The sequence below is a fragment of the Halopseudomonas phragmitis genome, assembly GCF_002056295.1.
Taxonomy (GTDB): Bacteria; Pseudomonadota; Gammaproteobacteria; order Pseudomonadales; family Pseudomonadaceae; genus Halopseudomonas; species Halopseudomonas phragmitis.
Genome location: NZ_CP020100.1, coordinates 84,826 through 98,760 on the forward strand (window position 1 = coordinate 84,826; position 13,935 = coordinate 98,760).

Annotated in this window: 16 protein-coding genes; 1 reads left to right on the forward strand and 15 read right to left on the reverse strand. The window is 59.7% G+C overall.

Features of this window, described 5'->3' with window-relative positions:
* Positions 1–149 precede the first annotated feature (149 nt).
* The 13 genes from acpS to rpoE form a co-directional block, all read right to left on the reverse strand.
* Positions 150–530 (reverse strand): holo-ACP synthase, encoded by a 381-nt coding sequence (acpS, locus tag BVH74_RS00385; protein ID WP_080048161.1) that lies wholly within the window; start codon positions 528–530, stop codon positions 150–152.
* Entirely contained in the window at positions 527–1,270 is a 744-nt protein-coding gene (pdxJ, locus tag BVH74_RS00390) for a pyridoxine 5'-phosphate synthase (RefSeq protein WP_080048163.1), read from the reverse strand. Before pdxJ ends, acpS begins: the two co-directional genes overlap by 4 nt.
* Complete coding sequence (recO, locus tag BVH74_RS00395) at positions 1,263–1,964, reverse strand: DNA repair protein RecO (RefSeq protein WP_080051567.1); 702 nt, start codon at positions 1,962–1,964, stop codon at positions 1,263–1,265. Before recO ends, pdxJ begins: the two co-directional genes overlap by 8 nt.
* Before the next feature lie 20 nt (positions 1,965–1,984).
* A complete protein-coding gene (era, locus tag BVH74_RS00400; RefSeq protein ID WP_080048164.1) occupies positions 1,985–2,881 on the reverse strand; it encodes a GTPase Era in 897 nt (298 codons plus the stop codon).
* Positions 2,874–3,563 carry a ribonuclease III gene (gene rnc / locus BVH74_RS00405; protein WP_080048165.1) on the reverse strand — a complete coding sequence of 230 codons (690 nt, stop codon included), beginning with the start codon at positions 3,561–3,563 and terminating at the stop codon, positions 2,874–2,876. The genes era and rnc overlap by 8 nt, the downstream gene beginning before the upstream one ends.
* Entirely contained in the window at positions 3,560–3,937 is a 378-nt protein-coding gene (locus BVH74_RS00410) for a DUF4845 domain-containing protein (RefSeq protein ID WP_095623992.1), read from the reverse strand. The genes rnc and BVH74_RS00410 overlap by 4 nt, the downstream gene beginning before the upstream one ends.
* A gap of 96 nt (positions 3,938–4,033) precedes the next feature.
* On the reverse strand, positions 4,034–4,912 hold the full coding sequence (lepB, locus tag BVH74_RS00415; protein WP_080048167.1) for a signal peptidase I: 879 nt from the start codon (positions 4,910–4,912) through the stop codon (positions 4,034–4,036).
* Between the two features lie 20 nt (positions 4,913–4,932).
* A complete protein-coding gene (lepA, locus tag BVH74_RS00420; RefSeq protein WP_080051568.1) occupies positions 4,933–6,732 on the reverse strand; it encodes a translation elongation factor 4 in 1,800 nt (599 codons plus the stop codon).
* Positions 6,733–6,901: 169 nt separating this feature from the next.
* On the reverse strand, positions 6,902–8,335 hold the full coding sequence (locus BVH74_RS00425; RefSeq protein WP_080048168.1) for a DegQ family serine endoprotease: 1,434 nt from the start codon (positions 8,333–8,335) through the stop codon (positions 6,902–6,904).
* A 44-nt stretch (positions 8,336–8,379) separates the two neighbouring features.
* Complete coding sequence (locus BVH74_RS00430; protein ID WP_080048170.1) at positions 8,380–8,859, reverse strand: SoxR reducing system RseC family protein; 480 nt, start codon at positions 8,857–8,859, stop codon at positions 8,380–8,382.
* On the reverse strand, positions 8,856–9,812 hold the full coding sequence (locus BVH74_RS00435; RefSeq protein ID WP_080048172.1) for a MucB/RseB C-terminal domain-containing protein: 957 nt from the start codon (positions 9,810–9,812) through the stop codon (positions 8,856–8,858). The genes BVH74_RS00430 and BVH74_RS00435 overlap by 4 nt, the downstream gene beginning before the upstream one ends.
* Entirely contained in the window at positions 9,812–10,417 is a 606-nt protein-coding gene (locus tag BVH74_RS00440) for a sigma-E factor negative regulatory protein (protein ID WP_080048174.1), read from the reverse strand. The genes BVH74_RS00435 and BVH74_RS00440 overlap by 1 nt, the downstream gene beginning before the upstream one ends.
* A 60-nt stretch (positions 10,418–10,477) precedes the next feature.
* Positions 10,478–11,053 carry an RNA polymerase sigma factor RpoE gene (gene rpoE / locus BVH74_RS00445; RefSeq protein ID WP_080048175.1) on the reverse strand — a complete coding sequence of 192 codons (576 nt, stop codon included), beginning with the start codon at positions 11,051–11,053 and terminating at the stop codon, positions 10,478–10,480.
* 310 nt (positions 11,054–11,363) lie between these two features.
* On the opposite strand from rpoE, the gene nadB reads away from it, so the two are divergent.
* A complete protein-coding gene (gene nadB / locus BVH74_RS00450) occupies positions 11,364–12,977 on the forward strand; it encodes an L-aspartate oxidase (RefSeq protein ID WP_080048176.1) in 1,614 nt (537 codons plus the stop codon).
* Here nadB and BVH74_RS00455 read toward each other — a convergent pair.
* Positions 12,946–13,398, reverse strand: a complete 453-nt coding sequence (locus tag BVH74_RS00455; RefSeq protein ID WP_080048177.1) for a hypothetical protein — start codon at positions 13,396–13,398, stop codon at positions 12,946–12,948. The genes nadB and BVH74_RS00455 overlap by 32 nt on opposite strands.
* The gene (locus BVH74_RS00460) at positions 13,382–13,636 is read right to left on the reverse strand and encodes an FAD assembly factor SdhE (RefSeq protein WP_080051569.1); all 255 of its coding nucleotides are present in this window, start codon (positions 13,634–13,636) and stop codon (positions 13,382–13,384) included. The genes BVH74_RS00455 and BVH74_RS00460 overlap by 17 nt, the downstream gene beginning before the upstream one ends.
* Positions 13,637–13,935: the final 299 nt, after the last annotated feature.

The following is a 13,935-nucleotide window of genomic DNA, read 5'->3' on the forward strand; positions in this document are numbered from 1 at the left end:
GGTGTTGGCCCAATTGTCGCTGACCTGTTCTGGACACGCCGTGAACCCATCCCTGGGGGCTTGACGATGCCCATCCAGGGCATCGACAGTCCAGAACAGGTCAGCGCCAACCGGGCTGCTGGGCTTGCGTGCAATTAATCAATGTTTCCCTAGCCGGCGGACCACAGCGCAAAAGCCAGCGCCTGCTCGCGCTCATCACTGAGCGACAGCAGCATGCGTCCGCCGCCGCCCTGCTGTAGCCGGGCCAGCGCCGTGCCGCTCAGCACCACCAGAGGCGCGCCGTTGGCATCACTGTCGATCTGGATATGCTGCCAGGACATGCCCTTGGCCAGCCCGGTTCCCAAGGCCTTGAGGATCGCTTCCTTGGCAGCGAAGCGCTTGGCCAGAAACCGCAGCGGCTGGTGATGCGTGGCGTAGCGCTGGAACTCGGCAGGGGTCAGAATGCGCCGGGCAAAGCGCTCACCCTGGCGCGCCACCACCGCCTCGATCCGCGCCACCAGCACCAGATCAGTGCCAATCCCGATGATCATCGGCCAGCCGCAGCACTCAGGATCAGCGCCCGCATTTCCCGTACCGCCTCAGCCAGACCACTGAACAGCGCCCGGGCAATGATTGCATGCCCGATATTCAGCTCATTGATTCCGGGGATAGCCGCAATCGGCTCGACATTGTGATAGTGCAGCCCATGCCCGGCATTGACCACCAGACCCAGCTTGCGGGCATAGATCACCCCTTCACGGATGCGCGCCAGCGCCTCGGCCTGCTCAGCCCCCTGGGTGTCGGCATAGTGGCCGGTATGCAGCTCGATCACAGGCGCCCCAGCCTGCTTGGCCGCCTCAATCTGGCGTGGATCAGCATCGATGAACAGCGACACTTCGGCGCCCTGGGCAGCCAGTTGCTCGACCGCTTCCTGCACCCGGGCCTGATTGCCCAGTACATCCAACCCACCCTCGGTGGTCAGTTCTTCGCGCCGCTCGGGCACCAGACACACGTGTTCAGGAGCAATCTCCCGGGCAAACACCAGCATCTCGTCGGTAACCGCTATTTCCAGATTCATCCTGGTCTGCATTACTTCCTTGAGCAGACGCACATCGCGCTCCTGAATATGCCGGCGATCCTCGCGCAGGTGCACGGTAATACCATCGGCGCCAGCCTGCTCGGCCTCGATTGCCGCCTGGACCGGGTCGGGGTAACGGGTACCACGCGCCTGACGCAGAGTGGCGATATGGTCGATGTTCACCCCCAACAGCACACGTTGTGGATCAGTCACGGGAAGACTCCTTGTTGGAAACGGAAAACAGTTGTCGGCTGAGCAGCGGTCGTTCACCCAGATGAACGCCCAGAGCCTGGCGCATCAAACGCTTGGCGGTGCGCAGAGTCTCGGCGTCACGCCAGTCATCGGCGGCCATGGCCAGCAGCGCCGCCCCCGGCAGTGCCGATGGCGGGACCGGACCCGAGAGCCGTACCAGGCCTTGCTCGAACTGCCAGTGATAATAACCCTGCGCGTCAACCCTAGTGCCCTCGGCATCCTCGACAAGACTGAAACCATAGCCCAGAACCGCCAGCAGTTGCCATTCGAAACGGCGCAGCAACGGCTCGACCGGCTCGGCCTCGGCCAGCGCCTGCAGGCTGTTCTGATAGGCGGCGAACAACAGAGTCTGGGGATCACCGGGAGTCAGCAGCCGTACCAGCAACTCGTTCAGGTACAAACCACTGAACAGTGCATCGCCCTGAAGCAGGCGATAATGCCCGGCGATCTCGGCCTGCTGCAGGGTTTTCAGTTCACCGCGCCCGCCCAGGCCGACCAGTAGCGGCACGAACGGTTGAGCAGCATTGCCCTTGCGCGCACTACGCGCGCCACGCCAGACGACTCGCTGCACCCCCTGATGCAGGGTCAGCAAATCGACCAACGCACTGCTGTCGCGATAGGGCCTGCTGTGCAGGACATAGGCGGGGGTCAGCATAAGGTGCATGGGGCACCCGATCAGTCGAAGCGGTAACCCAGCGAGTTGAGTGCCCGCTCATCATCAGACCAGCCGCGGCGCACCTTGACCCAGAGATTGAGCATAACCTTGCTGCCGAACAGCTTTTGCATGTCCAGCCGAGCTTCCTGGCCAATCTTCTTCAGTCGTTCCCCACCATCGCCGATGATGATTTTCTTCTGACCATCGCGCTCGACCAGAATCAACGCGTGAATATGCAGGATCTTGCCTTCTTGCTTGAACTGTTCGACCTCGACCGTAACCTGGTAGGGCACCTCGGCACCGAGTTGACGCATGACTTTCTCGCGCACCAGTTCGGCCGCCAGAAAACGCGAACTGCGGTCGGTCAACTGGTCATCAGGGTAGAAGTGTTCACTCTCAGGCAAACGTTCGGCAATCAGTTGCTCGAGATGCCCGATATTGCGCCCGTGCAGCGCCGATACCGGTACCACCTCTGCCTCGGGCAACTGCTCGGTCAACCACTCCAGATGCGGCAGCAGCGTATTTTTGTCATCCAGCCGATCAACCTTGTTGACCACTATCAGCACCGGGCAGCGCACCTGTTGAATCCGCTCCAACACCATCTGGTCTTCATCGGTCCAGCGCAGCCGATCAACCACGAACAGCACCACATCAACATCACGCAGTGCCTGGCTGGCACTCTTGTTCATGTAGCGATTGAGTGCCTTTTCGTTTTCCTTGTGCAGACCGGGGGTATCGACATAGATCGCCTGTACCGGGCCTTCGGTCTTGATCCCCAGCAGCGTATGTCGGGTGGTCTGCGGCTTGCGCGAGGTGATCGCCAGCTTCTGCCCTAGGATGTGATTGAGCAGTGTCGACTTGCCTACATTTGGCCGGCCAACAATGGCCACATAGCCACAACGGTTTGCGTCAGTCATCGATTTTCTCCACCCCCAGGGCTAGCAAAGCTTCCTGGGCGGCTTGCTGTTCGGCCAGCCGGCGACTGCTGCCAACCCCGAAAGTACGTTCTGATAGCAAGGCAATCTGGCAGTCGACCTTAAAGGTCCGGCAGTGCGCCTCACCGCTACTTTCGATTACCTCGTAACGCGGCAGTTCGCACTGACGCGACTGCAGGTACTCCTGCAGGCGGGTTTTCGGGTCCTTGTTGTTGTCGATCAGGGTCAGCTCGGCAATGTGTTCCTGCAACCAGTGCAGAATACGCTCGCGCGCGGTCTCCATCCCGCTATCCAGATAGATGGCTCCGATGATCGCTTCGGTAGCGTCGGCCAGTATCGATTCACGGCGAAAACCACCACTCTTGAGCTCGCCCGAGCCCAGGCGCAGGTATTCACCCAGCTCGAAGCCCTTGGCCAGCTCAGCCAGGGTCACACCCTTGACCAACCGGGCCCGCAACCTCGACAACTGACCCTCACGGGCTTGGGGGAAACGTTGGAACAGCGCCTCGGCGGCGACAAAATTGAGCACCGAGTCACCAAGAAACTCCAGGCGCTCGTTGTTGCGCCCACCGTGACTACGGTGGGTCAGGGCCAGAACCAGCAGTTCCTGGTCCTTGAAACTGTACCCTATCTTACGTTCAAGTCGGTCTAGCTTGTTGCTCACTTTAAGGGTCTGACAATATGGGTTTCATCAAAATGGACCAGCAGGTCCACGGTCTTGAGCAGCGGTGAACGTACCTCGTACTTGATCACGACGGTATAGGCGTCGGTCCCGCTGGCCGTCACATTGACCGCATCATCCATGCGGATATCGCGAATACTGTTGATCTGCATGCCGCGACTGATGTGGCTATGCATGTCACGCAACGAATTGATGCTCAACGAAGGGTCGTCATTCACCGAAGTCACTATCTTGCGCAGGGCGAAATGGTCCATATAGATGGGGATCAGTTTGGCCGCGATTACCAGACCGAAAACGATCAGAGCAATGACTGCCAGCCAACCAAAGAATGACATGCCTTTCTGCGAGTGGCGCATGATGACCTCGTTACGTCCGATGTTGATGTTGTTATCAGCCTGCCATGGCCATGTAAGCCAGGCAGGCATTCCTTGCAAGGCTGACCGGATCGAAGCTCAGTTGATCAGGGCAACGCTGGAAAAACTCGGCAGGTTGCGCAACTTCGGCTCGGGCCAGTGCATCCAGACCGCGAAGGCCTTGCCTACAATATAGTTGTCGGGAACCATACCCCACAACTCTCGAGGCATATCCGAAGCACTCCAGTAACGACTGTCGTTGGAATTGTCACGGTTGTCACCCACCATGAAATAATGCCCCTCAGGCACTACCCACTCGCGTGCGGGCGGCGCCTGCGACAGACGTTTGTGGCGAATCAGGTGAGTTGTCTCGCCCAACTGCTCCTGGAATACATCGGCTTCGGCAATGGCCTGCAACGGATGTCCGGCCGGCACTTCGTCATCGGGCTCGACTCGCAGCAACTCGCGACTGACCGGCTCGCCGTTGACGAACAACTGCTTGTCGGCGTAAGCCACGTGATCGCCAGGCAAACCGACCACCCGCTTGATGTAGTTGACCCTGGGGTCATTCGGGTAGCGGAACACCATGACATCCCCGCGCTGCGGGTCCCCGATCGGAATCACCTTGGTATCGAGTACCGGCAGGCGAATACCGTAGGAAAATTTGTTTACCAGGATGAAATCACCAACCTCCAGAGTCGGCTTCATCGAACCGGATGGAATCTGGAACGGCTCGACCAGAAAAGAGCGCAGCACCAATACCACCGCCAGGACCGGAAAGAACGACTTGGAGTACTCGATCAGCAGTGGCTCCTTGCCCAGCCGCTCTATGGTTTGCGGATCGGCAACGTCCACTTCTCTCTGATAGCGCTCCTGCGCACGACGCCGGCCGGGAGCCAGCAGGAGCCGGTCCAGCAGTGCCAGCAATCCCGTGCCGGCAACCGCAATGACCAGTATCAGCGGAAAATTGAAATGCATATCTGTCCCTGGTTATTGACTTAGCTGTCTACTTTCAACACCGCCAGGAACGCGTCCTGGGGAATTTCCACGCTACCTACCTGCTTCATACGTTTCTTACCGGCCTTCTGCTTTTCCAGCAGCTTCTTCTTACGGCTGGCGTCACCGCCGTAACACTTGGCCAGAACGTTCTTGCGCAGTGCCTTGACTGTCGAGCGGGCAACAATCTGCCCACCGATGGCAGCCTGAATGGCGACATCGAACATCTGCCGCGGAATCAGTTCCTTCATCTTTTCGACCAATTGCCGGCCTTTGTAGGCAGCATTGTCCCGGTGCACGATCAGCGCCAGAGCATCGACCTTTTCACCATTGATCAGTACATCCAGACGCACCAGTTTGGCAGCCTGGAAGCGCTCGAAGCTGTAATCGAGCGATGCATAGCCACGGCTGACCGACTTCAACCGATCGAAGAAGTCCAGCACCACCTCGTTCATCGGCAGGTCATAGGTGACCTGCACCTGAGTGCCGAGGAACACCATGTCATGCTGCACGCCACGCTTCTCGATACACAAGGTAATCACGCTGCCCAGGTGATCCTGTGGCACCAGAATATTGGCTCGCACGATCGGCTCACGCATTTCCTCGATCATCGACGGATCAGGCAGATGCGACGGGTTGTCGACGTAGATCACCTCACCGCCTTTCTTCACCACCTCGAAGACTACGGTTGGCGCCGTGGTGATCAGATCCAGGTCGTACTCGCGCTCCAGACGCTCCTGAATGATCTCCATGTGCAGCATGCCAAGGAAACCGATACGGAAACCAAAGCCCAGCGCATCGGAGCTTTCCGGCTCGAACTGCAGCGCCGCATCGTTCAGGGTCAGCTTCTGCAGTGCTTCGCGGAAATCCTCGAAGTCATCCGAACTGACCGGGAACAGACCAGCATAGACCTGCGGCTTGACCCGCTGAAAACCTGGCAGCGGATCGACGTCCGGGGTATTCGACAGAGTCAGGGTGTCGCCCACCGGAGCGCCGTGAATATCCTTGATACCGGCGATGATGAAACCCACCTCGCCAGCCTTGAGATCAGCGGTTTCAGTATGTTTGGGGTTGAATACACCAACGCTGTCGACCTGATGCACCTTGCCGGTCGATTTGACCAGAACCTTGTCGCCCTTCTTGATCCGGCCATGCTTAACCCGTACCAGCGACACGACCCCGAGGTAGTTGTCGAACCAGGAATCAATGATCAGTGCCTGCAGTGGCGCCTCAATCTCACCTTCCGGGCTGGGAATAGCCTGAATCAGGCGCTCCAGCACATCCTCGACGCCCAGACCGCTCTTGGCCGAACAGGCCACGGCGTCGGTTGCATCGATTCCGATCACGCTTTCGATTTCCGCCTTGACCCGCTCCGGCTCAGCCTGGGGCAGGTCGATCTTGTTCAGAACCGGCATCACCTCGAGTCCCTGCTCGATGGCGGTGTAGCAGTTGGCGACCGACTGCGCCTCCACACCCTGGGCGGCATCCACCACCAGCAGAGCGCCTTCACAGGCCGCCAGCGAGCGGCTGACTTCGTAGTGGAAGTCAACGTGGCCGGGGGTGTCAATGAAGTTGAGTTGGTAGGTCTTGCCGTCACGCGCGGTGTAATACAGGGTCACGCTGTGAGCCTTGATGGTAATCCCGCGCTCACGTTCAAGATCCATGGAGTCGAGCACCTGCTCGGCCATTTCCCGCTCGGTCAGGCCACCACAGATCTGGATGAAACGGTCAGCCAGGGTCGATTTGCCGTGGTCGATGTGGGCAATGATCGAAAAGTTACGAATAAGACTCAGGTCACTCACGGCGCGGTTCATCCAGACTAGATTGCCAGGCATGGCAGTGGGCGGGGCAGGCTCCCCAAAACAGCCCGCGAGTGTACCTGATTACGCCGTAAGGCGCTATCGCAAGCCCGACCACGGAGCCATATCCGGCGACGGATACAGCACCACTGGTCGGCTTGTGGATGACGGCCTATTCGGCCAATCTGAAGGTAATGTAACTGGCCCGTCCTTGACGGATTACCCGCATGGAAATCGAGCGATTATTCGGCAGCTCCTTGGCCGTCTGCTCAAAGGCGCTCACCGAATCGATCACCTTGTTGTCAAGATTGGTAATGATATCGCCAGGACGCAGCCCAACCATGGCGCCCGGGCCTGGCCGCACTTCACGCACCGCCACGCCAGCACGCACATCCAGGCTCTGCTTTTGCTCATCACTCAACTCGACCACGGTCACGCCCAGACGGTTGTCGGCTGCAGCCGGAGCGCCGGGAGCCGGCCCACCCGAGGCGGCAATGCTATCATCGTCCGGCAACGCGCCAACGGTCAGCTTGATGGTCCGGCGCTTCTTGTCACGCATCACCACCACATTGGCCTCGGTACCCGGCCGGACCCGGCCCACCGCATGCGGCAGATCGGAGGACATGACGATATCCTGGCCGTTGAACTGCAGGATCACATCACCAGCCTGCAAACCGCCCCGATCAGCCGGGCCATCGGGCTGGGTCTGGGCAATCAGTGCTCCAGCCGGACGCGGCAGACCAAAGGACTCGGCCAGATCCTTATTGACCTCCTGAATCACTACTCCCAACCAGCCGCGCTGAACGCTGCCGTCACGCTTGAGCTGCTCGACCACATCCATGGCGACATCCATCGGAATCGCAAAGGATAGCCCCATGAAACCACCGGAACGGGTGAAAATCTGCGAATTGATGCCGATCACCTCGCCATCGAGATTGAACAGTGGGCCACCCGAGTTACCCGGATTGATCGCCACATCGGTCTGAATGAAAGGCACATAGCTTTCGTTCGGCAGACTGCGGCCCTTGGCACTGACGATACCGGCGGTCACCGAATAGTCGAAGCCGAACGGCGAACCGATTGCCAATACCCACTCACCAGCTTTCAGATCTGCCGACTTGCCGATCTTGACCACTGGCAAGTCGCCGCCGGCATCGATTTTCAACAGCGCCAGATCAGAGCGCGGATCAGCCCCGACCAGTTCGGCCTGCAGCTCACGACGATCAGACAAGCGCACGAAGATCTCGTCGGCGTCGGCGATCACATGATTATTGGTGAGGACATAACCGTCCCGAGAGATGATGAAGCCTGAACCCAGCGACTGCGGCTGGCGCTGTCGGGGTGCCTGCTGAGGTGTCTGCGGGAAACCCCGCTCGAAAAACTCGCGAAACAGTGGGGGCAGGCCTTCCAGGTCAGGCATACCGGGCACCATGCGCGAAGCCCGGTCAGGAATATTCTGACGCGTACTGATATTGACCACCGCTGGCGCGGCATCTTCAACCAGCTCAGTAAAATCCGGCAGGCCTCGGGCAGCCATGGCAGCAGACTGCCAACCCAGCACCAATATCCCAAAGGCAACCACTACCCAGCGTTGCACAGACAGCATAGACCCTCATCTCCTTTGTTCATCAAGGTTCATCAAGCCTTGTTTCAGGCGCCCTGCTCACCAAGCCCCTGAACCACACCTGACGGCTGCGACCCAAGCACCCTCAGCACCCGAGGCTGCAAAGCCGGATCATGGCGACTGCGCCGATCATGCCAGCGCACCAGCAGCAAACCCAGAACCAGCCCCGTCACCGCCGCCGCAATAATCGCCGGTTCTTGCCAGCCCAAGGCCTGGGCCAGCAGCGCCAGGATAAAGAGCCCGGCCAGCGGTACGGCGTAAACCCAGAGCGAGCTTTTCACCAGAGCATCCTCTGGCACCCCGATCAGAACCTGATCACCCACTCTGGGAGAACCATCACACAACGCCCGGACAAAGCCATGCCGGGCTCCCGACCCCAGCTTCTGCAACAAAGCCTGACCGCATCCGGCGCGCGCCTGACAACTCCCACAGGTACTGCGCCGCACAGTTTCAACCCAAACTGCTCCATGCTCGACACTCAGTACCCGCCCCTGCTCCTCAATCATGGCCTGTGCCGCTCCACCGAATCACCCAGCGAGGCAGCGATCCGCTCAGCCGCCGCCGGCGGTATTTCACCCACCACAGTGGCCAGATAGCTGCCGTCGGCCAGCAGCAAGCGTCGACTGACCGCGACTGTTGGCCCCAACTGGGCGCGCAGATCATCAGCCAGCCCATCTTCACCAAGGGGCTCAACAAACAGAGTAAAACGCGCTAAACCGTCGGTATAAACATTAGCGCTCAGGAAGCGTTCGCCATCATCGACCAGCCGTACATCACGGTGTCCCAAGGCAAAGCCCGGCGGCAACCAACCAGGCTGAAGGCTTGGTCCGGCACTGGTCGGCACCGATTCCTGCGGCTTGAGCGGCAGACAGCTGGGGCCTGCACGCACCGCAGCCGCATCGGTACGACCAAAACTGATGGACGTGAACTGGAAGCGCTCAAGCAAGGCGCTGCGATCACTGATCAACAACGATTTGAGCAACAGCCCGGTGTCATTATCCAGATACAACTCGTAGGCGTAGCGAAATGCATCCCGGGGCTGTACGGCAATAACGGTTACCGGCCGCGAGGCGACCCGCGTAGTGCCCAACACCTGAAGCACATACCAGTTGTGCAGCAACGCTGGCTGCTCGGCGACCTGGCCAGCATCTTTCCAGGTGATGCCCGGTGTCAATGAGCTGGCACACAACAACTGGCCGTTGCGCCGCACCCATTCATTAGGAGGACCATCGGTCTGAACCAAACGCTCGGTGGTGGTATCACCGTCGACCTGTCGCCAAATCTGGTGAGTGGAAAAACTGCCGGTGCGCTCATAGACAAACGCACCCTGATAATTTTGCTGGTTAGCCGCTTCGGCCATTCGTGCCAACCAGTTTCGCGCCTCGTCAGCCTGCACACCTGGCGCTGCCAGCAGCACCGCCAGACAAGCACCTCGCAGCGTGCGACCCAGTATTACCACTAATTACCTTCCAGGCTCGCAGCGCGAGCATAAGGCAACAGGTGCGGTGTGGTGAACTGGGCGCTGTGCTCGGCATGTTCACGCAGATAGTTGCCAATACGCTGCTCGTGCCAAGCCGACGGAGCCTGCGGGTCGGCGTTGACGCCAGAGGAGCGGGAGAAGCCAGCCAGAACCGCGCCACCAGGCTGACGACCCGACAACGGTGCCGGCGCCATGTTCGGCGCATTGCGTTCGGCGACGATTACCGGCTCACCCGGGGTTACATCCTGATTGACCATGCGCACCCCGATCAGCACCGCCAGGGTTACCGAGGCAGCCACTGCCACCTGCCCCATGCGCGGCCACCAAGCGGCACGCCGAGGCTCAGGCTGACTGGCGACCGGAGTCGGCTCATCGGCCAAGGCAGCGGCAATCCCCGCAGACAGGTCAACCTGCCCCTGCCAGGGTTCCTTGTGCATCACCGCCCGAGCCAACTGGTAGCGCGCCCACGTGTCACGCAAGGCTTGATCCTGCTCACAGGCCTGCAGCACCCGTCGCACTTCCACCTCATCGGCATGATCATCCATGAGCGCGGAGAGAGACTCCTGCAAGGATTCGCTTCTCATTGCTGTACCTCTGCTATAGGCCCCGAAGGGCTCGCTGCATGATGCCATTCAATCCACTGCTCAGGCTTCGAGCAAGGGCTTGAGGGCTTTATCTATTGCCTCGCGCGCCCGGAAAATACGCGATCTTACGGTACCAACCGGGCAGTCCATCACAGCGGCAATGTCTTCATAACTCAAACCTTCAAATTCACGCAAGGTCAGAGCGGTTCGCAAATCGTCCGGCAACTGGCGCAAGGTGTTGTTAACCACCTGCTCAATCTCGTCACGCAGCAGATCGCGTTCCGGCGAATGAATATCCTTGAGGGCACTATCCCCCTCATAATATTCCGCCTCGTCGGCGGCGATATCAGAATCTGGCGGACGCCGACCACGGGCGACCAGGTAGTTCTTGGCGGTATTGATCGCAATGCGATAGAGCCAGGTATAAAAGGCACTGTCACCGCGAAAGTTCGCCAGCGCCCGATAGGCTTTGATAAAAGCCTCCTGGGCCACATCCTGCGCCTCATGGGCGTCATGTACAAAGCGCGTCACCAGCGCCAGAATCTTGTGCTGATACTTGAGTACCAGCAGATCGAAAGCTCGCTTATCACCGCGCTGTACACGTTCGACCAACTGCTGGTCGCTAGGTTCGGTCATGCTGACGCCCCATGGCTGTCAGTCGTTCGACCCGCCTTGATGTGGTAGACCCGCAATGTAACCAAAAGTTCTCCCCTCACTCAGGTTCAGGCATAGGAGCCCGGAGCACAGCAAAAGTTCCATACGGCCATCATGCCGCTGCCTGCATAATAGCAAGCCCGGCGCGGCAGCAGAAACAACGATGCGCCCACACATGCATCCAGACGGTATTGCAGCCCGCACGCCTTCTATATACTACTGAGTCGGCCTACACCAAACCGCCCATGGCAGCCGGTCTCCAGCCACGATTTCAACGGACGCACCTCAATCTATGAACCTCAGGCATGAATACGATGTACTGGTAATCGGCAGCGGTGCTGCTGGCCTGACCCTGGCCCTGCACCTGGCGGCAGACCTTCGCGTGGCTGTCCTGAGCAAGGGCCAGTTGTCCGAAGGCTCAACCTTCTGGGCCCAGGGCGGGGTGGCCGCGGTACTTGACGACCACGACACCGTCGACGCTCATGTCCAGGATACCCTGATCGCTGGCGGCGGCCTGTGTCATGAAGATGCGGTACGCCACATCGTCGGCCATAGCCGCGATGCTATCGGCTGGCTGATCGAACAGGGTGTGCCCTTTACCCGTGAACGACGTGAAGATGGAAGCGAAAGTGACGACTTCCACCTGACCCGCGAGGGCGGCCACAGCCACAGACGCATCATTCATGCCGCCGACGCTACCGGTGCAGCGATTTTCAATACATTACTGCAACAGGCCCAGGCCCATAGCAACATCGAACTGCTTGAAGATCGGGTAGCGGTCGACCTGATCACCAGCCAGAAGCTTGGCCGCAGTGGCAAACGCTGCCTTGGCGCCTACATTCTCAACCGTCAGAACGGTCACGTGGAAACCTTTAGCGCACGCTTCACGGTGCTGGCCACAGGCGGCGCCAGCAAGGTATACCTGTACACCAGCAACCCTGACAGCGCCTCAGGCGACGGCATCGCCATGGCCTGGCGTGCCGGCTGCCGGGTTGCCAACATGGAATTCAACCAGTTCCACCCAACCTGTCTGTACCACCCCAAAGCCAAGAGCTTCCTGATCACCGAAGCCCTGCGCGGCGAAGGCGCACTACTCAAACTGCCCAACGGCCAGCGCTTCATGCCGCGCTTCGACGCCCGCGCCGAACTGGCCCCGCGCGACATTGTCGCCCGCGCCATCGACCATGAAATGAAACGCCTGGGGCTTGACTGCGTGTACCTGGACATCAGCCACAAGCCGGCCGAGTTCATCCGCAGTCACTTCCCGACCGTGTACGAACGCTGCCTGACTTTCGGTATCGACATCACCCGCGAACCGATCCCGGTAGTACCGGCAGCGCATTACACCTGCGGCGGGATTGTCGTCGACCAGAACGGGCGTACCGATCTGGACAGCCTGTATGCGATCGGCGAGACCAGCTTCACCGGCCTGCACGGCGCCAACCGTATGGCCAGCAATTCGCTGCTCGAATGTATCGTCTACGGCCGCACCGCCAGCCAGGACATTCTCAGCCGCCTGGGCCAGACCCAGCTAGCCAGCGACCTGCCGCGCTGGGATGAAAGCCAGGTCACCGACTCCGACGAAGACGTGATCATTTCGCACAACTGGGACGAGTTGCGGCGGTTCATGTGGGATTACGTGGGGATCGTGCGTACCACCAAGCGGTTACAGCGCGCCAAGCACCGGGTCGACATGCTGCGCGCCGAAATCCACGAGTTCTACAGCAACTATCGGGTCAGCCGCGACCTGCTGGAACTGCGCAACCTGGCATTAGTAGCCGACCTGATCATCCGTTCGGCAATGCTGCGCAAGGAAAGTCGCGGCTTGCATTACACCCTTGACTACCCGGCCCAGCTCGAGCAGGCCGAGGACACTATTCTGCAGCCGCCCAGCGCTGACGACTGAAACGCAGGCGCAGACGCAAACGCCGCAAGGCATCCTCGGACGCCGCGTCGGCCGGCAAAATCACAGAGACCGGGCGCCAGCGCCCGGGCTCACGCAGCCGCACCACGGTCAGGAAGGCACTGACATAGGTATCGGCCTGCAGACTCACATCAGCTTCGGAACCATCGCGCCGCAACACATGCCAGCCCTGGCTGTCGAACCGCAGCCCGGTTACCGACTGGGCATGCCGCAGGCTGACCTGCCGGGGCCACAGCCACAGGCAGTAACCCAGCACCAGGATGATGCCCAGCAGCACACCCAGCCCAGGCAAGGCGCTGCGATACAGCGCCAGGCAGGCCAGCAGGCTCACGACCAATACCAGCCCCCCCAGCACACGCGAAGGCTGGCGTCGCAGCAGTAGATATTCAGTCGGGCTGTACACGGTCCAGAATAATCCTCACGATGCGCTTGAGCTCCGGATCTTCCGGTTCGCCACGTTGCATGAACCAGCCGAACATGTCCTGATCCTCGCACTCAAGCAATTTGTGGTAGCGTGCCTTGTCCGCCTCATCCAGCCCCGGGTAGGCCTCCTGCAGAAAGGGAACCAGCAGCACATCCAGCTCCAGCATGCCGCGCCGGCTGTGCCAGTACAAACGTTTCATTTCTATATCGGCCGACATCAACATCTCCACACCGGGTTGAAAGCTATGCATTAAACATCATTATAACCTCAACACCGGAACTGGGCCGCACTGACAAGCCACCAACCCTGCCTTATGATGTTAGGGAAACACTGATTAAATCAGTTTTGGAGCTGGCCCAATTGGCGCTGACCTGTTCTGGACACGCTGTAAATACATCCCTGTACGCTCTTAGATGCCATCCCTGGCATCTAACGGTCCAGAACAGGTCAGCGCCAACCGGGCTACTGAGCTTACGTGCAATTAATCAGTGTTTCCTTAGGACCAACCACAAGCAA

Excerpts from the sequence above, each read along its gene's own strand:
- rpoE (WP_080048175.1), bottom strand. The coding sequence starts at position 11,053 with ATGACCGAACCTAGCGACCAGCAGTTGGTCGAACGTGTACAGCGCGGT.
- nadB (WP_080048176.1), top strand. The coding sequence starts at position 11,364 with ATGAACCTCAGGCATGAATACGATGTACTGGTAATCGGCAGCGGTGCT.
- BVH74_RS00460 (WP_080051569.1), bottom strand. The coding sequence starts at position 13,636 with ATGTCGGCCGATATAGAAATGAAACGTTTGTACTGGCACAGCCGGCGC.
- acpS (WP_080048161.1), bottom strand. The coding sequence starts at position 530 with ATGATCATCGGGATTGGCACTGATCTGGTGCTGGTGGCGCGGATCGAG.
- BVH74_RS00425 (WP_080048168.1), bottom strand. The coding sequence starts at position 8,335 with ATGCTGTCTGTGCAACGCTGGGTAGTGGTTGCCTTTGGGATATTGGTG.
- BVH74_RS00430 (WP_080048170.1), bottom strand. The coding sequence starts at position 8,859 with ATGATTGAGGAGCAGGGGCGGGTACTGAGTGTCGAGCATGGAGCAGTT.
- BVH74_RS00440 (WP_080048174.1), bottom strand. The coding sequence starts at position 10,417 with ATGAGAAGCGAATCCTTGCAGGAGTCTCTCTCCGCGCTCATGGATGAT.
- era (WP_080048164.1), bottom strand. The coding sequence starts at position 2,881 with ATGACTGACGCAAACCGTTGTGGCTATGTGGCCATTGTTGGCCGGCCA.
- BVH74_RS00410 (WP_095623992.1), bottom strand. The coding sequence starts at position 3,937 with ATGCGCCACTCGCAGAAAGGCATGTCATTCTTTGGTTGGCTGGCAGTC.
- lepB (WP_080048167.1), bottom strand. The coding sequence starts at position 4,912 with ATGCATTTCAATTTTCCGCTGATACTGGTCATTGCGGTTGCCGGCACG.
- recO (WP_080051567.1), bottom strand. The coding sequence starts at position 1,964 with ATGCTGACCCCCGCCTATGTCCTGCACAGCAGGCCCTATCGCGACAGC.